The sequence below is a fragment of the Prevotella brunnea genome (assembly GCF_008016795.1).
Taxonomy (GTDB): Bacteria; Bacteroidota; Bacteroidia; order Bacteroidales; family Bacteroidaceae; genus Prevotella; species Prevotella brunnea.
The window spans coordinates 18,836-40,844 of record NZ_SDIK01000046.1; the positions used below are offsets into that span (position 1 = coordinate 18,836).

19 protein-coding genes are annotated in these 22,009 nt (G+C 41.0%); 15 read left to right on the forward strand and 4 right to left on the reverse strand.

All coding sequences use genetic code 11. The features are described from left to right. Positions 1 to 14: 14 nt before the first annotated feature. The 14 genes from ETF27_RS06285 (at position 15) to ETF27_RS06350 (ending at position 15,978) form a co-directional block, all read left to right on the forward strand. Positions 15 to 1,343 (forward strand): surface carbohydrate biosynthesis protein, encoded by a 1,329-nt coding sequence (locus tag ETF27_RS06285; protein WP_130830457.1) that lies wholly within the window; start codon positions 15 to 17, stop codon positions 1,341 to 1,343. Further along, positions 1,327 to 2,784, forward strand: a complete 1,458-nt coding sequence (locus ETF27_RS06290) for a lipopolysaccharide biosynthesis protein (protein ID WP_130830456.1) — start codon at positions 1,327 to 1,329, stop codon at positions 2,782 to 2,784. The genes ETF27_RS06285 and ETF27_RS06290 overlap by 17 nt, the downstream gene beginning before the upstream one ends. A gap of 59 nt (positions 2,785 to 2,843) precedes the next feature. After that, positions 2,844 to 3,770, forward strand: coding sequence for an ATP-grasp fold amidoligase family protein (locus ETF27_RS06295; RefSeq protein ID WP_130830455.1), 927 nt, complete (start codon positions 2,844 to 2,846; stop codon positions 3,768 to 3,770). A gap of 34 nt (positions 3,771 to 3,804) precedes the next feature. Continuing rightward, positions 3,805 to 4,866: an EpsG family protein gene (locus ETF27_RS06300; RefSeq protein ID WP_130830454.1), complete on the forward strand. Its 1,062-nt coding sequence runs from the start codon at positions 3,805 to 3,807 to the stop codon at positions 4,864 to 4,866. Beyond that, a complete protein-coding gene (locus ETF27_RS06305) occupies positions 4,863 to 5,933 on the forward strand; it encodes a glycosyltransferase family 4 protein (RefSeq protein ID WP_130830453.1) in 1,071 nt (356 codons plus the stop codon). Before ETF27_RS06300 ends, ETF27_RS06305 begins: the two co-directional genes overlap by 4 nt. Further along, positions 5,933 to 6,526: an acyltransferase gene (locus tag ETF27_RS06310; protein ID WP_130830452.1), complete on the forward strand. Its 594-nt coding sequence runs from the start codon at positions 5,933 to 5,935 to the stop codon at positions 6,524 to 6,526. The genes ETF27_RS06305 and ETF27_RS06310 overlap by 1 nt, the downstream gene beginning before the upstream one ends. A gap of 7 nt (positions 6,527 to 6,533) precedes the next feature. Further along, positions 6,534 to 7,646, forward strand: coding sequence for a glycosyltransferase family 4 protein (locus tag ETF27_RS06315; RefSeq protein WP_130830451.1), 1,113 nt, complete (start codon positions 6,534 to 6,536; stop codon positions 7,644 to 7,646). Between the two features lie 80 nt (positions 7,647 to 7,726). Continuing rightward, a complete protein-coding gene (locus ETF27_RS06320) occupies positions 7,727 to 8,935 on the forward strand; it encodes a polysaccharide biosynthesis C-terminal domain-containing protein (RefSeq protein ID WP_130830450.1) in 1,209 nt (402 codons plus the stop codon). Between the two features lie 11 nt (positions 8,936 to 8,946). Beyond that, positions 8,947 to 10,137 (forward strand): non-hydrolyzing UDP-N-acetylglucosamine 2-epimerase, encoded by a 1,191-nt coding sequence (wecB, locus tag ETF27_RS06325; RefSeq protein ID WP_130830660.1) that lies wholly within the window; start codon positions 8,947 to 8,949, stop codon positions 10,135 to 10,137. 436 nt (positions 10,138 to 10,573) lie between these two features. Further along, positions 10,574 to 11,689: a nucleotidyltransferase family protein gene (locus ETF27_RS06330; RefSeq protein ID WP_130830449.1), complete on the forward strand. Its 1,116-nt coding sequence runs from the start codon at positions 10,574 to 10,576 to the stop codon at positions 11,687 to 11,689. 51 nt (positions 11,690 to 11,740) lie between these two features. Continuing rightward, complete coding sequence (locus ETF27_RS06335; RefSeq protein WP_147785603.1) at positions 11,741 to 12,979, forward strand: glycosyltransferase family 4 protein; 1,239 nt, start codon at positions 11,741 to 11,743, stop codon at positions 12,977 to 12,979. Positions 12,980 to 13,003: 24 nt separating this feature from the next. Further along, on the forward strand, positions 13,004 to 13,618 hold the full coding sequence (locus ETF27_RS06340; RefSeq protein WP_130830447.1) for a sugar transferase: 615 nt from the start codon (positions 13,004 to 13,006) through the stop codon (positions 13,616 to 13,618). 32 nt (positions 13,619 to 13,650) lie between these two features. Then, positions 13,651 to 14,652 (forward strand): ATP-grasp domain-containing protein, encoded by a 1,002-nt coding sequence (locus tag ETF27_RS06345; RefSeq protein ID WP_130830446.1) that lies wholly within the window; start codon positions 13,651 to 13,653, stop codon positions 14,650 to 14,652. A 39-nt stretch (positions 14,653 to 14,691) separates the two neighbouring features. Next, positions 14,692 to 15,978: a DegT/DnrJ/EryC1/StrS family aminotransferase gene (locus tag ETF27_RS06350; RefSeq protein ID WP_130830445.1), complete on the forward strand. Its 1,287-nt coding sequence runs from the start codon at positions 14,692 to 14,694 to the stop codon at positions 15,976 to 15,978. A gap of 101 nt (positions 15,979 to 16,079) precedes the next feature. On the opposite strand, the gene ETF27_RS06355 is transcribed toward ETF27_RS06350, so the two are convergent. Genes ETF27_RS06355 through ETF27_RS06370 form a run of 4 tightly spaced genes read right to left on the reverse strand, consistent with a single transcriptional unit; the run spans position 16,080 to position 20,584 of the window. Then, on the reverse strand, positions 16,080 to 16,850 hold the full coding sequence (locus ETF27_RS06355; protein WP_130830444.1) for a tRNA threonylcarbamoyladenosine dehydratase: 771 nt from the start codon (positions 16,848 to 16,850) through the stop codon (positions 16,080 to 16,082). A gap of 5 nt (positions 16,851 to 16,855) precedes the next feature. Further along, complete coding sequence (locus ETF27_RS06360) at positions 16,856 to 17,728, reverse strand: CvfB family protein (protein ID WP_130830443.1); 873 nt, start codon at positions 17,726 to 17,728, stop codon at positions 16,856 to 16,858. A gap of 58 nt (positions 17,729 to 17,786) precedes the next feature. Then, entirely contained in the window at positions 17,787 to 18,461 is a 675-nt protein-coding gene (locus ETF27_RS06365; RefSeq protein ID WP_130830659.1) for an ABC transporter ATP-binding protein, read from the reverse strand. Beyond that, on the reverse strand, positions 18,458 to 20,584 hold the full coding sequence (locus ETF27_RS06370) for a cation:proton antiporter (protein WP_130830442.1): 2,127 nt from the start codon (positions 20,582 to 20,584) through the stop codon (positions 18,458 to 18,460). Before ETF27_RS06370 ends, ETF27_RS06365 begins: the two co-directional genes overlap by 4 nt. A 115-nt stretch (positions 20,585 to 20,699) precedes the next feature. Here ETF27_RS06370 and ETF27_RS06375 point away from each other — a divergent pair, with 115 nt between their 5' ends. Further along, a complete protein-coding gene (locus ETF27_RS06375; RefSeq protein WP_130830434.1) occupies positions 20,700 to 21,707 on the forward strand; it encodes an aspartate-semialdehyde dehydrogenase in 1,008 nt (335 codons plus the stop codon). Positions 21,708 to 22,009: the final 302 nt, after the last annotated feature.

Consider the following 22,009-nt stretch of genomic DNA (forward strand, 5'->3'; position numbering starts at 1 on the left):
GGAATAAAATTTAGATGAGAAAAATTGACATTTTGATTCTATATGAGCATAAAGCACGAGAACTTGAGAACTCCGCTTTGATAGCAACCGAATTGGAAAGAAGGGGATACACGACAAAAATTCTTAATATCTCTTCAAATAGTAAATTTTATATCGATTCCAAGGTCGTTTTGGTACCTCATGTTTATAATGAGTTTCAATTGCGATATTTTACTCGAAATGATAAAAACAGCAATAGAAATGTCATAAGTATGCAGTATGAGCAAATCCTTTCGGAAGCATCAGAAGATGGGATTCATAACCCATCTGGTCAAGCAAAAGAAGCTCAACATTTGGCATGGGGGCAGGTTCAAGTTGATAGATATTTAAGTCATGGGATTAAGCCTGAACATATACATGATGTAGGATCTGTTGCAATGGATTTGTTTCGTCCTGAGTTCAAAGATTATTTTCTTAGCAAAGAACAAATAGCTAAAGAATTTAAAATAGACATTGATAAGCAATGGATTCTGTTTATATCTTCTTTCTCTTATGTTAATCGTTCAGAAGAAGAGATTAAACGTTTAGAGTGCTTAAATCCTAATGCTCGAATCTTTTCAGACTTTAGTAATAAATCATACAAAGAAATTCTTGTTTGGTTAAGGAAAGCTGCCGAGAAGCATCCTGAGAAAATATTTATTTATCGGCGACATCCTGCTGAAAGAGATAATGAGCACCTGCATGAGATAGAAAATTCAATATCGAATTTCAGATGTATAAATGCTTATTCTATGCGTCAATGGGCTGTTATTTCTGATAAAATTTACAATTGGTATAGTACATCTCTCGCAGATATTTATTTCGCAGGTAAACCATGTTATATCTTAAGACCGGTTACAGTTCCTGAAGGCTTGGAAGTCTCTATTATGCTTGGAGGAGTTTTTATTAATAGTAACGATGATTTTGAGAAAACTATAGATGAGGATGATTATTCATTTCCTGTTTTGGATAAGAATGTAACTCGTTTTTTCAGCAATTCAAAGACTGGTGAAATGGCTTATCAAAAAGTAGCGGATTTATGTGAGAGGATGATAACTGATTCAACCTTAGGTTTTGATTATAATTTTTCACCCATTAAGAAAGATTTGAAATATTACCTTAGATTTATTTTAGAAAAATTATTATATAGCTGGGGATTATATCATCAAACTCCTAGAAGATTGTTAAACATCTTAGCTTTAGTACCAACCTTGAATCGTTTGGAAAGTAAATTGAATTTGTATAATACCGATTTATATAATTCCGAAAAAGAGGTGAAATTGTATAAGGATAAGTTCAGAAAAATATTTGAACAAATCTATTAAAATGTCGAATAATCCTAATTTAATAAAAGGTATTTTTCAATACTCTATTTCAACATGGCTGAGTTTCGTTTTAGGGTTATTGTCTGTTGTCATAACAACAAGGCTTCTTAGACCTGATGTTTATGGTCTAATTGCAATATTTTATTCAGCCTCAAGTGTTATGTTATACGTATTGACAATAGGCATGGATGGGGCGTACATACGTTTCTATAACGAACCTCCGGGTACTGATACAGGCAGTCAGTTGTTGTATAAAAATATTATTTTCTCTACACTTATTTGTTTCATTGTTGGAATTGTTACGATACTCTTTTTCGGAGAATCCTTTTCTGACTTTATTTTTGGAGTAGGCAGTAAACTTATTACCGGTTTGCTTTTCCTATATTCTTTTACCAATATTATATTGAGATATTTGAATATTTCTTTTAGAATGTCTTTTCGTGTATTTCAATATAATTTTCAAAATATATTAATGAATTGTTTCTCACGGCTTCTTGTTATTATTGCGGCTTTCTTTACGGATGGATTTGTGTGGATAGTCTCTATTTTGACAATTGGTTTATTTTCAATACTCATTATTTATCTTTTTACACAGAGAAAAGAATACGTTCCTATTGATGAAAACGGCAAACTAAATAGCTCTTTGTCTCTTGTCGGTTATAGTGAATATATGAAATTTGCATTATATAGTGCTCCAACGTATATAGTGGTGTATCTGAATACTTATGTTAATCAACAAGTGATAAGGACGATGCTTTCTTCTTATGCTTTAGGCATTTTTTCCTCGACTGTGATGTTTGGATCTATATTGAGTGCGGTGAAAGGTGGCTTTTCCACATTTTGGGCAGCCTATGTTTATCAAAATTATAAAGATGATAGAAGGCGAATAGAAAAAATGCATGATTTTGTTGTTATTTTTACAATATTTGCAACATCTATTTTGGTTTGTTGTCGAGATATAATATATCTTTTTATAGGTAAGGATTATCATTCAAGCAAACTATTCTTCTCGCTACTTTTAGCATTACCTGTTTTAAGTTTTTTATTGGAAACAACTGACAAAGGCATAGCATTGGCAAAGAAAAATCACATTTCTTTTCTTACCCATTCTGCATCTGTAGTCTTAAATATTTTACTATGTTTGTTATTAATACCAGAAATGGGGTTGATTGGGGCTGCTATCGCAAATTCTTTTGCGGCAGTGTTGTTATATGTTTTAAACACTTATTATGGTCAGAAATTGTATCGCACAATATTCAATGTAAAAAAAAGTATTATAGGAACTTTCTTGTTGCTGGGAATATTGTTGATGCCCACCCTGTTTTTTAATATTAAAGCAATTATCTTTCTAGTAATACTGATTGATTTTACAGCATTCTTTTTTTATAAAAGAGAATGTTATGTTATTCTCGAAAGAGTTAAGAGATTATTTATTTCTTAATCGTTTTCATTTCCCCCTACCGTAAAAACATATTGGTTTCTTTTATTAATAACTACAAAATGCCATCAATAAGAAGAGCTATTAACTATTTGTTGTGTAATCCTAAGCAATTTGTTGATTCTTTAATTAAGAATTTCGGATTTCTGTTTTCCGATAAGTTGTATCTGTCATTAAGATTTCGTTGTAGAATGGGGTATTGGTTGAATTGGAGCCATCCCACGACCTTTAACGAAAAATTACAATGGTTGAAAATCTATAATAGAAATCCAGTATATACGCAGCTTGTTGATAAATATGAAGTGAAGCAATATGTAGCTAATAAAATAGGAGATAAGTACGTAGCTAAACTTTTAGGTGTTTGGGATTTTCCTGAATTGATAGATTTTGCTTCGCTTCCTGATAAGTTTGTTCTTAAAACCACTCATGGAGGAGGAAATACTGGTGTCGTTATTTGTAAGGATAAGGCAAAATTAGATAAAGGTAAGACCCTTAAATTGTTATCTCTTGCTATGAAATCTAATATTTATCGCGAATGGTGTGAATGGCCTTATAAGAATGTTAAACGAAGAATTATTGCGGAAGAATATCTTGAAGATGCAGAAACCAAGGGGTTAATAGATTATAAGTTTTTTTGTTTCAATGGCAAAGTAAGAGCTTTATTTGTTGCGACTGAAAGGCAAACACGAAGTGAACCATATTTTAATTTTTTTGATGGCAATTATAATAGTCTTGATATAACCCAAGGTCATCCCCAGTCTCAAGTACTTCCTTCCAAACCATTTAAGTTTGAGGAAATGAAGGCGTTAGCAGAAAAATTATCGCAAGGTTTTCCACACGTGAGAGTCGATTTTTATGAAGCTAATAATAATGTTTATTTTGGTGAATTCACTTTCTTCCATTTTGCAGGCGTGGTGCGCTTTTCACCTAATGAATGGGATTACACTTTTGGAAATTGGTTAGAACTTCCGATAAAAAATAAAAATTAAGTTACTTGAAAATAATGGCTTATAACGAAAATATATGAATCCTTTAGTTCTTAATTTTCTTTTTTTGGTGATTTTAGGTTTCTTTTGTTCATTCCCGAAACCTAAAAAGAGTAAGAATAAGTTTTTTGTTCTAATAAGCTTTTCAACTCTTCTTTTTTTGCGAACCTTTGTAGATATCCAAAGTGTTCCCGATTTACATTCTTATATCTTAGGTTTTAAGCAAATGATAGATGTGGACTTTCTTAAAGTGCCGATAACAGAACTTTATTATGTAAAGATCCCGGAAATAGGCTTTCGATATTTAATGAAAATATGTGGATTGGTTTCTTCTTCTTTTGTATTCTTTTTATTTGTTTATGGTCTATTGTGGCTTTGTGGATATATAAAAGTAATGAAATCCTATTCGCCTTATATTATCCTCTCAATATTATTCTTGGTTGTTGGCAATTTCAATCAATCAATCTTTGTTATTAGGCAACATTTAGCAATAGTGGTCGTATTCTTATCATATAAGTATATTATAGAAAAGAAACTTTTAAAATATCTTTTGATAATCTTTTTGGCATTTATGTTGCATCAGGCAACCATAATAGTTTTTCCATTGTATTTCTTATACCACGTAAATGGAAGAAAGAAAATTATCTTAACGATTATTTCGTGCGCTGTATTCATATATTTCAATTTTGCATATTTTTTAGCAAAGATGGGGACTGAAGTGCTTCAAGGTTACGCTTCATACGTTGAAAGCGATATAAAGACTAATTCCACTCTCAGCTTCATAATAGGAATTGAATTGCTCTTATATATATTAATCTTAAAGAAAAATATTCTTAATAAAGGAATTAATAAATTGTTATTTCTTTCTTTGTCTATGGGGTTAGTCATATCAATATGCGGTATTGGTTTTAATCCAACAAGCCGTATGGTGATGTATTATACTTCTGTTAGTTTTTTGACAGTTCCTATAATGGTGAAATATGCAAAAAGTAGTTTAGTTAAAAACTTAATAATTCTGCTATTTTTATCACTTTATACTTATATGACATTCTTTGGTAGTGGCTTTGTCTTCCTTAGCGACTTCAGGCTTGATTTATGAAAGTACTCTTGTTGATAGACAGCCTTGGTCCTGGAGGGGCTCAAAGGCAATTGGTAGGTTTGGCTGTAATGCTAAAGCAGCAGGGACATAATGTGGTTGTTGCGACTTATCATGATAACAGATTCTATGTTGATACCCTTTTGGATTCAGGTGTTCCTTACGTATATTTGAAGAACTCACACGGCGTATTCAAACGCGTTTTTTGCATCGCTAAATATATTAGGAAAACAAGACCTGATTGGGTGATTTCTTATTTAGAGACTCCCTCTATCATAGCTTCATTGGTCAGAGTCTTTAATCACCGTTTCAAATTGATAGTATCTGAGAGGAATACTACTCAAGTGATAAGAAGAAATGAAATAATACGTTTTAATCTCTTTAGATATGCTAATTATGTAGTTCCTAATGCATATGCGCAAAAGAATTTCATAGTAGATAATTTTCCTTTCTTGGTTGATAAGATAAAAACGATAGCAAACTTTGTTGATACCAATTATTTCTGCCCTGTTCAGCATAAACGACATGGAATTTCTAAAATCGTAATCGCGGCATCAATATGGTCTCCTAAGAATACTTTAACTTTTATTAAGGCTGTAAGATTAATGAAGGACAAAGGTGCAAAATTCCATGTAAGTTGGTATGGAAAAGTAGATAGCAATATTGCTTATTTCAATGATTGCATTGCTTTGATAAAAGAATTGGGTGTTGAGGCAGAGATAGAACTCTTGGATAAGACTAAATCCATTAAGGATAAATATCAAGATGCGGACTTTTTTGTGTTACCATCATTTTATGAGGGTACTCCCAATGTTATTTGTGAAGCAATGGCATGTGGCTTACCCATCGCTTGCAGCAATGTTTGTGATAATCCGATTTACGTGAAGCAAGGTATTAATGGAGTTCTGTTTAATCCGGAGTCTGCAGAAAGTATGGCTAATGCCGTTATAGAACTTCTTTCTATAGATGATAGCACTTATAATTATTATTGTGCGAATAGTAGGAAAATCGCTATTGAGAAACTAACCCCTCAAAGATTTGTTGATAACTATTTAGAATTGATGGAATAATGAATATCGCCAAGTCAATAAAAAACAATCTCTTTATCCGTGGTTTATACATGCTTCTCCACAATTATTTAGGCATAAGAAAGACGTCTTTTGGCTTTATTGGAGAAAACGTAACAATTACCCCTCCAATATCTGTTACTGCTCCGAATTGTTATATTTATGATAATGTTAGTATCGGTTCTAATTGTTCAATTTCAACACCAAATGCAAACGTAATTATTAAAGGAAATTGCGCAATAGCAGAGAATTTCACCATACATACCGGTAATCACGCTCGAATTTGTGGGAAGTGGATAACAGATATTAACGAAAGTAATAAACCTAAAGGTTATGATAAGGATGTTATTATCGATCACGACGTGTGGATAGGGTGTAATGTAACAATTTTGGCTGGTGTACATATTGGGCGTGGAGCAACGGTTGCCGCAGGAGCAGTGGTTAACAAGGACGTGCAGCCTTATTCTCTCGTAGGCGGAGTTCCTGCAAAGAAAATAAAAATGAATTGGACCATAGATGATATTCTTGAACACGAGCGGAGGCTATATCCGGAGGAACAACGTTATAGTCGTGAATTTTTAAAAGATCTGTACTAATTGCGATATGGTTCATAATAAAATACGAATTTTATTTGTTTCACCTTTTTCGAGCAGCGTTGTTGGTGGTATTGCCAAATGGACTGCGAATATATGGAATTACTATAACCAAATAGACTCAAATGACATAGAACTTATTCCATGCTATAACGAAGATACCCAGACTCCTTTGGGAGGTGATAATCTCTTCAGTAGAATAAGAATGGGCATACACAATTATTTGCCCCTAATAAGAAAAGTCAGAGAAAGGCTGAGTAGGAAAAGTATAGATGTGGTGCATATATGCAGCAGTGCATCGATAGGGCTATTGAAAGATCTGATTATAATACGGATGGCAAAGCGTCATGGGGTTAGATGTCTGGTACATTTCCATTTTGGGCGCATTCCGCAAATATTCTTAAATTCTAATTGGGAACAAAAGCTTATTAAAAAAGTCATAAGCCTTTCCGATCAGGTGGTAGTGATGGATATGGCTTCGTTTTCAACTTTACAACAAAACGGGTATAAAAATATAGTATACATTCCTAATCCTCTTTCAATAGAAACACAAGAATGTATAAAACAGAATGAAGCTATTAAGCGTATACCAAGGAAAATTGTTTTTGTAGGGCAAATGCTGGAAACCAAAGGAATTTTTGAATTGGCACAAGCTTGTAATTTGATAGATAATGTCATGGTGTATTTTATCGGTCCTATACCCAATGTGCAAGTTGTGGATAAACTTAAAAGCATGATTGATAAAAACAAATTGGTAATATGTGGGTCAAAACCTTTTGATGTTGTTATCAAAGAAATGATGTCTTCATCTGTGTTCGTGTTGCCCTCCTATTCAGAAGGCTTTCCCAATGTAATCATTGAAAGTATGTCGTGCGGTTGCTCTATAATAGCAACTTCGGTTGGGGCTATTCCGGAAATGTTGAATATTAATACAGATTGCGAATGTGGTATATGTGTACCAGCGAAAGATATAAATAAATTGAGAGAATCCATTTGCTATATGTTAGATAATACTATAGATGCGGCAAGGATGGGAGAGAAAGCGAAGAAGAGGGTGAATGATGAATATTCAATTTCTAAGATATGGCAGAAGTTGAATGCCTTATGGATAGATAAACCATAAGAATTTATGATGTTTGGTGTTCTGTAAATTGATACTGTTATTACTCTGAAATGGGAAAATGTGAAAAATAGATAAAAGTTATGCAGATTCTTGTTACCGGTGCAAAGGGTTTTGTTGGGAAGAACCTTTGTGCACAACTTAAAAATATAAAAGAGGGGAAGGCGCGTTGCTATGGCGACTTGAAGATAGGAGATGTTTTCGAGTACGACCTTGATTCAACGCAGGATGATTTAGACAGGTGGTGTGAAGAATGTGATTTTGTGTTCAATCTTGCCGGTGTCAATCGTCCGAAGAGCGATGAAGAGTTTATGAAAGGTAACTTTGGTTTCGCTTCTACCTTGCTCGAAACGCTGAAGCGACATCATAACACCTGTCCGGTCATGTTGGCAAGTTCTCAACAGGCGTCTCTGACGGGGAGGTTTGGAAATAGCGAATATGGGCGAAGCAAGAAAGCGGGTGAAGACCTTTTTTTGACTTATGGACAAGAGACCGGAACCAAGGTTCTTGTATATCGTTTCCCAAATCTCTATGGAAAGTGGTGTCGCCCCAATTACAATAGTGCTGTCGCTACTTTTTGTAACAATATTGCCAATGACTTGCCAATAAAAGTGAATGATCCCACTGTTGAATTGGAACTGCTTTACATAGATGATCTCGTGGATGAAATGATTCGGGCAATAAAAGGAGAGGAGCATCGTTGCGAATTTGATGGCCTTGAAGTACTATCATCGAAAGAAGGCAGATATTGTTATTGTCCGGTTACCCATAAGGTTACGTTGGGAGAGATTGTCGATTTGCTTCATCAATTCTCCGAGATGCCCAAGACGTTGTTGATTCCGGAAATACCTGCAGATTCCTTTGCCAAGCGGTTGTATAGCACTTTTTTGTCTTATTTGCCAAAGGAAAAAGCAATCTTCGATTTGAAGATGAATGTGGATCATCGTGGTTCGTTCACCGAACTTGTGCATACGTTGAATTGCGGTCAAGTGAGCATTAATATATCAAAACCGGGAATTACCAAAGGTGAACACTGGCACAATACTAAATGGGAACAATTCATCGTAGTTAGTGGTCATGGTTTGATACAACTTCGCAAAGAGGGAACGGACGAAGTGTTGAATTACGAGGTAAGCGGTGATAAAATTCAATCGGTCATCATGCTTCCCGGTTACACGCATAACATTATTAATCTTTCAGAAACGAAAGACTTGGTAACGGTGATGTATTGCAATGAGATTTTTAATCCCGACAAGCCCGACACTTATTTTGACAAAGTAGAACAAAAATGAAAGCTGTAAAAATGGCAAAGCAACCCAAACTTGATTATTCGGATATTACGTTCAAGGAAAATGGCAAATTAAAGTTGGTTATTGTTGTCGGCACTCGACCTGAGATTATTCGTCTTGCTGCCGTTATAGATAAATGCCGTAAGTATTTTGACGTGATTCTTGCCCACACCGGACAAAACTATGACTATAATCTAAATGGTATTTTCTTCAGGGACTTGAAATTGACAGAACCGGAAGTTTACATGGATGCTGTTGGCGATGACCTTGGTGCCACGTGTGGTAACATCATCAACTGCTCCTACAAACTTTTCGCGCAGATTCGGCCCGATGCAGTACTCGTCTTGGGCGATACCAATAGCTGTCTTTCCGTGATAGGGGCAAAACGTTTGCATATTCCCATCTTCCACATGGAGGCAGGCAATCGTTGCAAGGATGAATGTTTGCCGGAGGAAACCAATCGTCGTATCGTTGATATCATCAGCGATGTGAACATGGCTTATTCCGAACATGCGCGTCGCTATCTTGCCGATTGTGGCTTGCCGAAAGAGCGCACCTACGTTACGGGGTCGCCAATGGCGGAGGTGCTTCGTAATAACCTTTCCGACATAGAGGCGAGCGATGTTCATCAGCGACTTGGCTTGGAAAAAGGAAAATACATCCTTTTGTCCGCTCATCGCGAAGAAAACATCGATACGGAAAAGAACTTCCTGTCTCTTTTCAATGCCATCAACAAAATGGCAGAAAAGTATGACATGCCTATTCTCTACAGCTGTCATCCGCGCAGTCGCAAACGTCTTGCAGCAAGTGGTTTCCGGCTCGATGCGCGTGTCATTCAACACGAACCGCTTGGTTTCCACGACTACAATTGTCTTCAGATGAACGCCTTCGCCGTGGTGTCCGATTCGGGAACTCTCCCTGAAGAAAGCAGCTTCTTTACAAGTGTCGGTCATCCATTCCCCGCCATCTGCATCCGTACCTCGACCGAACGCCCGGAAGCAATCGACAAAGGAAATTTCATTATTGCCGGCATCGATGAGAAAAATCTTTTGCAAGCTGTGGACACGGCAGTAACACTTTGTCGTGATGAGCAGTATGGCATTCCTGTTCCGGATTATGTGGATGAGAATGTTTCTACCAAGGTAGTAAAAATTGTGCAAAGTTATGTGGGAATAGTGAATAAGATGGTATGGAGAAAATTCTGAGTTCCCCGACAGACTTGAAATAGTTTGCGAGCAAGGGGGGCAATAGTGCCCTAAATTACTTTTGAAACCTAACGCAACGCTGCATCAAATCATGAGATTTGACACTTTTTTATTCCAATGCCGAACACTACATACCTTCTTATGTCTCCAATTCGTATTCAGGTGTGGCAAAAAGTTTCTTGATACCGAACATCCGACCCGCTTATCACCACGAAATTACATGACAAAAACAGCATTAAAAACGCACTTTGTAATTCGTTGATAATCAGCATGATATTGATGCGATTTTAAAAGCTAAGCTTTTGCACTCCAATTCATGACCTTTTGCATTGCAAAAGGTAAGCTTTTGAAAAGCCAAAAGGTAAGCTTTGTATGAATAGAGGGGAATTTATAGAGAATACTATTGGATAAGAGTATATCATTTCGGAAGAGCTATATGACAAAAACGGAACAGACCTTGTTGGCACTCATCAAGTATATGGTAAATGGGACGGAAACTTTTAAGTTGGATGATAACATCAATTGGGAACAACTCATCAGATTATCCAATTTACAAGGAATTTCCATCCTGATAATTGATGGCTTGCAGCAATACCTTTCCGCCCATCCGGAGTGCAGACTTTTCGATGAAGAGAACTCTGCGGACAGACTGCGACGCCTCCAATGGTTTGGACAAGTGGTCATTCATGAACGGATGTATGCCAAACACAGAAAGGAAATAGCCAACTTGTCGCGACTCTATGCGAAGGTCGCCATAAAGATGATGGTGTTGAAAGGCTATGGATTATCGTTGGATTGGCCTGTCCCCAATCATCGTTCCGTTGGCGACATGGATGTTTATCATTATGGAAGATGGCAAGAGGCTGACGCTTTAGTGGAAAAGGAATGTGGCATCAAGATTGACCGAGGGCATGAACACCACACCTTATTCAACTTTAACGGAATTCTTGTGGAAAATCACTACGACTTTATCAACACAAAAGCACATCGAGATGCCCCGAAGATAGAGACTCGACTTAAAAAACTTGCGGAGAAGGGCAACATGGAAATAGAAATGAAAATGGAAGACGCCAAAATTTATCTTCCCTCCGCTGATTTTAACGCTATTTTCCTAATGCGCCATATGGGACAACATTTCTCCGGAGAGAGATTAAGCCTGCGTCAAGTGCTTGATTGGGGATTTTTCATGCGTGCCCACCATGCCGAAGTGGATTGGCTTTCAACAATAAACTTCTTAAAGGAAATAGGCTTGTATAAATTCTTCAATCGGATTAATGCAATTTGTGTGAACCATTTGGGATTTTCGGAAGAATCGTTTCCGACTATTGAGAGGAGAGAAAATATCGAGCAAAGAATTCTCATGGATATTTTTCATCCGGAATTTGACAAAAAGAAGCCCGAAAAGGGTATGTTTCCCATTCTTCTGTTCAAGTTCAATCGTTGGTGGAACAATCGTTGGAAGCATAAGATGATATATAATGATGATTTATTGATGACATTTGTTACTTTGACGTGGAGTCATTTGAAAAGGTATAAATCCATAACAGATTGATGGTAGCACGTCTATGTGGATATTTTTTGTGTTTGGCTTAGACTTAAATAAATGAACATACTGTTTCTAACAATGGGTTCCGGTTTTCGGGATGTGAATGTCAGAGGGATATATACGGATTTGTTGCGTAGATTTATGAAAGACAATCATCAGGTCTATGTGATTTATCCCAACGAGAGAAGAACGGGATTGGGAACCACACTGAATGAAGAAGGGCTTTACCACGCGCTGGGCGTAAAAACCTTGAATGTGCAGAAGACCAATGTGCTTGAAAAAGGACTTGGACAGGTGCTCTTGGAACGTCAGTTTAAGAGAGCGTTGAAGAAGTTCTTCGGTCATGTGAAATTCGACCTTATTCTCTATTCCACTCCTCCCATTACCTTAACCAAGGTTGTTAGGTGGGCGAAGAGACATAACCCCGCGGCAATGACCTATCTGATGTTGAAAGACATCTTTCCGCAGAATGCGGTAGATTTGGGCATGTTGCGAAAGACCGGATTGAGGGGCTTGCTCTATCGCTTCTTCCGTGAAAAAGAAAAGGAATTTTATCGCATTTCCGATTGGATAGGCTGCATGAGTCCGGCTAACGTCGCATATGTGCTTAAACACAATCCGGAAGTTGATGCCATGAAGGTGGAGATTTGTCCGAATTCCTATGACATCCCCTCTGCTCCCCTGACCTCTAAAGAAAGTGTCCCTCAGCGAGAAGAGGTGAAGCGTTCCGTCAGGGCTAAATATGATTTACCAATCGACAAGCCCATATTCATTTACGGAGGGAATATGGGTAAACCGCAAGGCATTCCTTTCTTGATAGAATGCATGGAAGCGAACAAGCATCGTAAGGATTGCCACTTCTTGATAGTTGGGAACGGTTATGATTATCCGTTGCTTGAGACATGGTATAATGCGAATAAACCCGAAGCTGTCAGCCTCTTCAAAAGGCTGCCCAAAGCGGATTATGACAGGTTGGTGGATTCGTGCGACATCGGTATGATATTCTTAGACCATCGTTTCACCATTCCAAATTATCCGAGTCGGTTGCTACCTTATCTCATGGAACGTAAACCCATTCTTGCTTGTACGGACCCGAATTGCGACATGGGAAAGTTGGCTGTTAAGAATGGTTATGGCATGTTTTGTGAAAGCAACGATGTCAATGCGTTTACGTGTGCTGTCGATGAGCTGTTGCGAGCCGATTTAAGTGAAATGGGCGATAATGCCTATCGCTTTTATCTCGATAATTATACCGTTGATCATACTTATAATACCATCTTGAAGCATCTTGCATAACCCTTATATTTGATAAAATTTTCTATGTACAAACATTTCTTTAAACGCTTCTTCGACTTTTGGATTTCTTTGGTGGCGTTAATCGTGCTTAGTCCGGTGCTTTTGATAGTAACCATTTGGCTGCATTTCGCTAATAAAGGTGCCGGTGCTTTCTTTCTTCAAGAACGACCGGGGAAGAATGAGAAGATATTCAAGGTGATTAAGTTCAAGACGATGACAGATGAAAGAGATGAAAGCGGAGAATTGTTGCCAGATGCCAAACGTTTAACAAAAGTTGGTATGTTCGTAAGATCAACTTCAATAGATGAATTGCCACAGCTTATTAATGTTTTGATAGGCGATATGGCTTTGATAGGTCCACGACCATTACTCGTAAAATATCTCCCATTATATAGTAAGCAACAGATGAGACGTCATGAGGTTCGTCCCGGAATTTCCGGTTGGGCACAGTGTCACGGAAGGAATTCAATTTCATGGACAGAGAAGTTTAAACTCGATGTGTGGTATGTTGATCATTGTTCTTTATTAACAGATCTCAAGGTAATATTTATAACGATCAAAAAGGTGTTGTTTCGTGAGGGTGTCAATACGACTACCGGTAAATCGGCTACGATGGATAGCTTTGATGGGACAAATTAAGACTAATAAAAAACCAATAATCCTATATATTTATGGATAATATTTTATTTTGTAGTGTAGGGCGTCGTGCCAAATTGTTAATGGATTTTAGAAAATCCATGAATGGTTGTGGTAAAATTATAGCAGTCGATTTAAGTCCGGTTGCGCCAGCTCTCTTCCATGCTGATGAAACTTATTTGGTTCCAAGTATTGATGACCCTAATTATTTCAGCACTATATTAAGTATTTGTGAGAAGAATAATGTGAAGGCGATAACCACACTTATAGATCCTGAAATTGAAATTTTGTCTTCACATCGTAAAGAATTGCTCAAAAAAGGGATTTTGCCCCTTTGTCCTGCAGATTGGACTGCACATTTGTGTTTTAACAAGTACGAAATGTTTAAATATCTTCGTTCCAAGGGTATAAGAACGGTGCTTACTTATGATTCAATTGAAGGATTAAAAGAGGGTCTTGAAAAAGGAGAAATCTCGTTTCCGGTATTCATGAAGCCAATATCTGGAAGTGGAAGCATAGGGATTGGTGTGGTTGAGGACTTAGAGACCGCAGAAAAGAAATTTCGTGATGGAAACTTTAGATATATCGTTCAAGAGCTTATGACCGAAGGAGATTGCGATGCTGATGTTTATATTGATTGTATAAGCCATAAGGCTGTTTCTGTGTTCTGTAAAAAGAAAATTGAAAGTAGAATAGGAGGCGCAAGCAAAACCATATCTTTCAGGGATCAGAAACTCTTTGATTTTATCAAACAAGTTTGTTCTGTTTTGGAATTAAATGGTCCTTGTGATATGGATTTCTTTATTAAAGATGGTAAATATTATCTTTCTGAAATAAATCCACGCTTCGGTGGTGCTTATTTACATGCTTATGGTGCTGGCGTTGATTTCATAAAACTTATTCTTAACAATATTCATGGCATTGAAAACAAATCGATCATAGGTGAATACGATGAGGATATTATTATGCTGATGTATGATGATGTAGTAATCACTCGGAAGAAGGAGTTATTGTCAGATAGCTACTCTTTGTTATAATATTGTAATCATTACGGAAAGTAATTTAGTAAACAAATTATGTCAGACGAACGGAAAATGATATATCTCTGTCTGGCTCACATGAGTGAGGAGGGATGGGAACAGAAATATGTAAAAGAGGCTTTTGACACCAATTGGGTGGTGCCGATGGGACCTAATGTAAATGCTTTCGAGAAAGACTTGGAGGCGTTCGTGAACGAGAAAGGAAATGGTGAAGAAAGGCTCGACCGAAGAGTGGTGTGCCTTTCTGCCGGTACGGCGGCCGTGCATTTGGCATTGATAGGCTGTGGCGTGAAACCGGGCGACGAAGTGTTGGTGCAGTCGTTTACGTTCTGTGCCTCTTCGCATCCGATTACCTATCTCGGGGCTACGCCGGTGTTTGTGGGATCGGAGAGTGAGACATGGAACATGGATCCGCAACTGTTGGAGAAAGCCATCATCGACAGAAAAGAAAAGACGGGGCGTTATCCGAAAGCCATTGTGCCGGTCGCGCTCTACGGTATGCCCTACAGAATAGACGAGATTATGACGATTGCCGATAAGTATGGCATTCCTGTGGTGGAGGATGCCGCCGAGGGGTTAGGCTCTCGCTTCGACGGACAGGTGTTAGGCACTTTCGGAAAGTATGGCGTGTTGTCATTCAATGGTAACAAGATGATTACCACTTCGGGAGGCGGTGCCTTGATTTGTCGCGATGCCGAAGATGCCGATGAGGTGATGTGGTATGCCACGCAGGCTCGCGATGCCTACCCATATTATCAGCACACCGCCATAGGATATAATTATCGGTTGTCAAATGTCTGCGCCGGTATCGGACGCGGACAGATGAAGGTGGTGAACAATCATATTGTTCACCACAAGCATGTACAGACTCTCTATGAGAAACTGCTTAAAGACGTTCCGGGTGTAAGGATGCACAAGCAACCTGCCGATTCGCGTTATGATGCGAATTTCTGGCTTTGTGCTGCAACGATGGATGCGGACGTGAAGATTAAGGGTCAGGAGAATGCTTATCGTGAAGTGGTGAGGACGGCCGTAGGCGGAGCTGCCGGCGTTATTCATGCCGTTGATACTGCTACTACCGACTGCCAACCCAATGCGAATATCGAGGCTCTGCGCGTGTTCATGCTTGATAAGAAGGTGGAGTGCCGTCCGCTTTGGAAGCCGATGCACAAACAACCGGTCTATGCGAAAGCGCCTGTCTATACGAATGGCATTGAAGAATCGCTCTTCAAGGTGGGCTTCTGCTTGCCGGCAGGTCCGTATGTTACGGATGATGATGTGCGTTATATCGTGGAGAGCATCAAAGCCGCGATGGCGCAATAACGAAGCCCCTGTTGCCATGTGTAATCATTGAGGGTGCAAGTCGAATCGGAACTTGCACCCTCAATGCATATTGGCGCATCACCATCAAGTGATATTGATGCCTATCTTTGCGAATTGGTGCGCAAGGTGTTTGCCTTGATACAAAGGTCTTTTACCACCTCGCCACCCACAATCAGACCGGCTGCGGCAGGAACCCACGCGTTGGAGGCCGGTGTGGCGCGCTTTTTGTGGGCTATTCCTGTGGGTTCTTCGGTGTTATCTTCCGCCTGTTCTGCCCCGACGCTTGGCAGAGGTTCCTCCGGACTATACACCACTTTCACGTTGCGTATGTTGGTTTTACGCAGTTTCTTGCGCAGTACTTTGGCAATGGGGTCGTTGATGGTCTTGAAAAGATCGGTAACACGAAACTGCGTGGCATCGAGCTTAAAGGCAGCTCCCATGGAACTAATCATCGGAATGTTCAGTTGATGGCAACGAGTGATGAGGTCGAGCTTTGCAACTACTGTGTCGATGCAGTCCACCACGTAGTCGTAAGAGGAAAAGTCGAATTGTTCGGCTGTCTCCGGAAGGTAAAAAGTTTGAAATTTGCGGACGTTACATTCCGGAAAGATGTCCTTGATGCGTTTCTCAGCCACATCCACTTTGGCTTTTCCCATGGAAGAATGTGTGGCAATGATTTGCCGGTTGATGTTGGAGAGTGCCACAAAGTCATCGTCCACGATGTCGATATTTCCCACTCCGCTGCGCGCCAATACCTCCGACACGTAACCACCGACACCCCCCACTCCAAAAACGATGACATGGCTGTTGCGTAGTGTCTGCATTGCCGCAGAGCCTAATAATAGTTCTGTTCTGGAAAATTGGTTCTGCATGGCGATTATTTGTCCACCAGTTTTATTGCCAATGGTTTCACACTGATGAGTCGGCGTTTGTACAGGTCGCCAATCGCCTTCTTGTACACTTTCTTCGACACTTGGAATCGACGTTTGATGTCTTCTGCCTCGCTCTTGTCTCCAAGGTCGCATTGTCCGTTGTGTTCTTTCAGGTATCGCAAGAGCACCTCTGCGAAATCCTCCGCGTATTTCTGCCCCATCGGCTGGAGTGTGCAGTCTATCTTTCCGTCTGAGCGAACGGTGGCAATGTAGCCCTTTATCTTGTCGCCGGTGTGAACCTTTCTGAATACCTGATTTTCGTAGATAAGTCCAGGATACTTGTTATCCACGATTACTTTAAATCCTAAGTCGGTTTTCTGCCAGATGAGCAGTTCTACTTCCTGTCCGGGGAGATAGTGGGGCACTTCTTTCTCGAAGTAATGTTCCACCTTTGCCGAAGCCACAAGTCGGTAGGTGTCCTCATCAATATGGATGTGAACGATGTAAGAACTTCCTGCCTCCATGCGCATTTTCTGTTCACGGAACGGGCAGAAGAGATCTTTCGTAACGCCCCAATTCAGGAAAGCTCCATACTCGTTTACCCATGAACATTCCAAAAAGGCAAAGTCGCCCACTGTCACCAAAGGTTTCTCCGTGGTGGCGATGGGGCGTTCCTCGTGGTCGAGATAGACGAATACGTGCAACTCATCGCCAATGGCTGTCCCCTCGGGAACATACTTCTGTGGCATGAGTATCTCTCCCTCGCGTCCGCCGTCAAGGTAGAGTCCGAAAGCCTCTCCATTGCCTTCGCGCAGGGCTGTCTTTATTACGGTCAGCGTGTTGTACGCACCTATTTTTATTTCATTTTTTTTCGACATTTCTTTATTGTTTTTTCGATTACCATGCAAGGTGAGTGGATTGTTTCCCTTTTGGGGTTTATTCCATCGTTACCACTTCCTTGTCAAGGATTAAGCCGTCTTTAAGATGGATGGTTCTGTCGGTCAGCTGTGCCAAAGTCTCATCATGCGTAACGATAACGAACGTCTGTCCGAACTTATCGCGTAGTTCGAAGAAGAGTCGGTGCAGCTCTTCCTTGTTCTTTGAGTCCAAACTGCCCGATGGCTCGTCAGCCAAGATGACTGCCGGATTGTTCATCAAAGCCCTCGCCACTGCCACGCGTTGTTTCTCTCCACCTGACAATTCGTTGGGCTTGTGGGTGGCACGGTTGGTGAGTCCCATGAACTCCAGCAACTCCTCTGCTCTCGATCGTGCCTCTTTGGTTTTTGTCCCGGCAATGTAAGCCGGAATCATGATATTCTCAACGGCTGTAAACTCAGGTAGCAGCTGATGGAACTGAAAGACAAAGCCCAAATGCCGGTTTCTGAACTCGCTCAGTTTGTTGGCAGACAGACGATTCGTCTCTATTCCATCCACGATTACTTTCCCGGAGTCCGGTTTGTCGAGTGAACCAATGATTTGTAGCAGCGTAGTCTTTCCCGCGCCCGAAGGTCCGACGATGCTCACCACCTCACCTTTGTCAATGTGCAAGTCGATGCCTTTCAGCACTTTCAGTGCCCCAAAGCTCTTTGTAATTCCTTGTATATCTATCATAATCTTCTTATTTTCTTTCCAATCCATTTCCGGAAGATGTTATATGCGCTCTGTTCCTCCGTGTGTTGAGGCTGTGCGAACGTCATTCCTTCCATGCGGTTGCCATACTGATCCGGAAAAACAATCATGATGGTTCTTTGCTTGAAGAATCGGTTGATTTCATCCGGCAAACGTTCCATTGCCGTTTTGTAGGAGATGGTTCCTTTTCGCGCGGTAATGATGGCAAGCAGATGGTCTTGGTTCACCTTCGTGGCGAGCTTTGGTAATTCGTTCCAATGCTCCATCTCTGCATATTCTGCCCTCACCCCCTGATGGCGATTGCACACGTAGCCACTGATGAGTTGCAGTGTGTCGCGTCGGGCATGGAACACTATTCGGCACTCGGTGTTGGCTGCGAGCCGCGAGAGTCTTTCCAACCAGCGGTAGAAACCCGGTTCAAACTCTGCGCGCGAGGGTACTGCCACATGGATGCGCCGAATGGTGTTCAGTGGTTGCATGATGCGCGAGATGATGATTTGTCGGCTCAGTCCGTTGTAGAGACTTTGGGTGAATTGTCCCCAAAAACTTTTTGTTATTTCTTGTCGGGCATGTAGTCCCATTACGATTTCCGATGCTTGGAATTCCTTGAAAGCGTGTTTGATGCCATTGGCAATGTTGGCGGCTATGCGCACCTGTGTTTCCAATGGCACGTTCGCCGCGCTTGCCTCTTTTCGCAGATGATTTAACAATTCTTGTCCCTCCTCGCGGTTTTTCGCGAGGTTCACATCGTCATATACCACGTTGAGTGTAACTATCTCGCGTTTCAGTTTTGGGTTGCGTATCATCATGGCAAGCGAGAGCAGGTCATCGGCAAATTCCTGGTACTTCACGGGTACTAAGATTTTCTCGTCATTGTCTGTCTTCACCATCTCCGGTTCTTCTTTCCTCATGAGGCGCAGGCGTCGGGCGGCGTTTTCAGTTACCATGGTAGAGATGACGCAAGTAAAAAGTATCATGATGACGATGCCGTTGAGCACCTCATCGTTGAAAAGGAATTGTCCCGGTGCAATTTCCAATTTTCGCCCCACCATCACCATGGCAATAGCTCCTGCAGCATGCGCACTGGTCAGACCGAAAAGCATGTCGGAAACTGCCTTCGGCAGTCGGAAAAGCAGTCCGGCGAGATAAGCTGCCAATGCCTTTCCCACCGTTCCGAAGAACACGATACACAGCACCACCCATAGGATGTGGGTGCCGGTGAAGAGCAGTCGCACGTTGATGAGCATGCCCACTCCAATGAGGAAGTAGGGGATGAACAGTGCGTTGCCCGTAAACTCTATGTGATTCATCAATGGGGAGAATCGCGGAATGAACCGATTGAGAATCAGTCCCGAGAAGAAAGCCCCAAAGATACCTTCCAATCCGATGGCAGCCGACAATGCCGCCGAGAAGAACATGACCGCGAGGACGAAGATGAACTGCATGACGCCATCGGAATAGCGACGCAGAAACCATCTGGTCAGTCGCGGAATGCCCCAAATTAACCCCGAAATGTACAGTGCGAATTTCAGCACGAGCCACATCCACAGTGCCGCACTACTTGCTCCTTTGACGGAATTAACGATGATTGCCATGCTCGATAGTGCCAATAGAAGAGAGACCATCGTGGCTCCCACGCTCAGCGTGGAACTCTCGTGTTGCGTCAAACCGTATCTGCCCACAATGGGGTAAGCCACCAATGTGCTCGACGACATGATGCAACCCAGCAGCAACGACGAAACGACGGAATACCTCAACAGATAAATCCCCATCAGGAAAGTGAGCACAAACGGAATGAAGAACGTGAGCACTCCGAAGATGGAAATGCGCCCCTTGTTCTTCTTTAATCCCTCCATGTCCATTTCCAGTCCGGCGAGGAACATGATGTAATACAATCCCACGCTGCCGAATAGCTCGAACGAGGCGTCGCGCGTCAAAATGTCCAGTCCATATTCCCCTATTAGCACGCCTGCCAGCACCATGCCGATGATATGCGGAATGCGCAATCTGCCCATGATGATGGGCGAGAGAAGAATCACCAAAAGCACCATGAAGAAAATCAGTGTCGGGTCGGTGATGGGGAAGTATTGGCTGATACCGAACATCTTTATTGTTGATAATTATTTGCAAAGATAGTAAAAAGATGCGGGTTGAGGATTGATAGTTGATGGAATTTTGTATTTTTGCAAAAGAAAAGTTTTTAATAAAAGGATAAGGATAATGAAAGTAGCAATTGTTGGAGCCAGTGGAGCTGTGGGGCAGGAGCTTCTCGGCATCTTGGAAGAGAGAAATTTTCCGCTCGACGATATTGTGCTTTTTGGCTCAAAACGTTCGGCAGGTCGCAAATACACATTCAGGGGTAAGGAATACGAGGTGAAAGAACTTCGCCACAACGATGACTTTAAGGATGTGAACATAGCTTTCACCAGTGCCGGCGGCAGCACATCGGCGGAGTTTGCAGAAACCATAACCAAGTATGGTGCGGTGATGATCGATAATTCCAGCCAGTTTCGCATGGATGCCGATGTGCCATTGGTGGTACCGGAGATTAACGCGGAGGATGCTTTGAACCATCCACGCGGCATCATTGCCAACCCCAACTGTACCACCATCATGATGGTAGTGGCGCTGAATCCCATCGAGCGACTCAGCCACATCAGAAAAGTGCGCGTGAGCAGCTATCAGAGTGCTTCCGGAGCGGGTGCGGCTGCCATGAGCGAACTGCAACAGCAATATAAGGAATTGGTGGAGGACGGAAAGGTGAAGACTGTGGAAAAATTCCCACATCAGTTGGCTTACAACGTCATTCCGCAAATTGACAAGATGACCGATACCGACTATACGAAGGAAGAGATGAAGATGTATTACGAAACACAAAAAATCATGCATTCGGATGTACGCACGGCAGCCACATGCGTTCGCGTTTCCTCTCTTCGCAGTCATTCGGAAGCCGTTTGGTTGGAAACCGAAGCTCCTTTGGAAGTGGAAGCGGTTCGCAAGGTTCTTGAAGCAGCTCCCGGCGTAACTCTTGTGGATGACCCACAACATTACGTCTATCCCATGCCACTCGAAAGCGCAGGCAAAGACGATGTCTATGTGGGGCGCGTGCGCAAGGACTTGGCAGCGGAAAACGGCATCACGCTTTGGCTTACGGGCGACCAAATAAGGAAAGGTGCGGCACTGAACGCAGTTCAGATAGCCGAATATTTGCTCAAATCCGGAAAGTAAGTGCAGAACTTCTTTTGAGTTTACAACACTGTGGATTTAATCGGGCTCGTGGCGATTCGGCTATGAGCCTTTTTCCTGTAAAATTTTATGGTTCTGAATGGAGTTGGTTTCAGCCCTTCAAAACAGGATAACGTGCTTGATTAATCACCGTTTTATACCTGTTTGTAACTATCAGATGTTCAAGGTCTTAGCGAGGTGCTTTTAAAAGCTTGCCTTTTGCGTGTCAAAAGCTTACCTTTTGTCCTGCAAAAGGTAAGCTTTTGGAGAGCAAAAGGTGAGAGTTTGTCTTTTCCTGAATTCAC

Excerpts from the sequence above, each read along its gene's own strand:
- ETF27_RS06355 (WP_130830444.1), bottom strand. The coding sequence starts at position 16,850 with ATGCAGAACCAATTTTCCAGAACAGAACTATTATTAGGCTCTGCGGCA.
- wecB (WP_130830660.1), top strand. The coding sequence starts at position 8,947 with ATGGCAAAGCAACCCAAACTTGATTATTCGGATATTACGTTCAAGGAA.
- ETF27_RS06370 (WP_130830442.1), bottom strand. The coding sequence starts at position 20,584 with ATGTTCGGTATCAGCCAATACTTCCCCATCACCGACCCGACACTGATT.
- ETF27_RS06335 (WP_147785603.1), top strand. The coding sequence starts at position 11,741 with ATGAACATACTGTTTCTAACAATGGGTTCCGGTTTTCGGGATGTGAAT.
- ETF27_RS06285 (WP_130830457.1), top strand. The coding sequence starts at position 15 with ATGAGAAAAATTGACATTTTGATTCTATATGAGCATAAAGCACGAGAA.
- ETF27_RS06300 (WP_130830454.1), top strand. The coding sequence starts at position 3,805 with ATGAATCCTTTAGTTCTTAATTTTCTTTTTTTGGTGATTTTAGGTTTC.
- ETF27_RS06365 (WP_130830659.1), bottom strand. The coding sequence starts at position 18,461 with ATGATAGATATACAAGGAATTACAAAGAGCTTTGGGGCACTGAAAGTG.
- ETF27_RS06350 (WP_130830445.1), top strand. The coding sequence starts at position 14,692 with ATGTCAGACGAACGGAAAATGATATATCTCTGTCTGGCTCACATGAGT.
- ETF27_RS06360 (WP_130830443.1), bottom strand. The coding sequence starts at position 17,728 with ATGTCGAAAAAAAATGAAATAAAAATAGGTGCGTACAACACGCTGACC.
- ETF27_RS06315 (WP_130830451.1), top strand. The coding sequence starts at position 6,534 with ATGGTTCATAATAAAATACGAATTTTATTTGTTTCACCTTTTTCGAGC.
- ETF27_RS06305 (WP_130830453.1), top strand. The coding sequence starts at position 4,863 with ATGAAAGTACTCTTGTTGATAGACAGCCTTGGTCCTGGAGGGGCTCAA.
- ETF27_RS06345 (WP_130830446.1), top strand. The coding sequence starts at position 13,651 with ATGGATAATATTTTATTTTGTAGTGTAGGGCGTCGTGCCAAATTGTTA.
- ETF27_RS06320 (WP_130830450.1), top strand. The coding sequence starts at position 7,727 with ATGCAGATTCTTGTTACCGGTGCAAAGGGTTTTGTTGGGAAGAACCTT.
- ETF27_RS06295 (WP_130830455.1), top strand. The coding sequence starts at position 2,844 with ATGCCATCAATAAGAAGAGCTATTAACTATTTGTTGTGTAATCCTAAG.
- ETF27_RS06330 (WP_130830449.1), top strand. The coding sequence starts at position 10,574 with ATGACAAAAACGGAACAGACCTTGTTGGCACTCATCAAGTATATGGTA.
- ETF27_RS06340 (WP_130830447.1), top strand. The coding sequence starts at position 13,004 with ATGTACAAACATTTCTTTAAACGCTTCTTCGACTTTTGGATTTCTTTG.
- ETF27_RS06375 (WP_130830434.1), top strand. The coding sequence starts at position 20,700 with ATGAAAGTAGCAATTGTTGGAGCCAGTGGAGCTGTGGGGCAGGAGCTT.
- ETF27_RS06310 (WP_130830452.1), top strand. The coding sequence starts at position 5,933 with ATGAATATCGCCAAGTCAATAAAAAACAATCTCTTTATCCGTGGTTTA.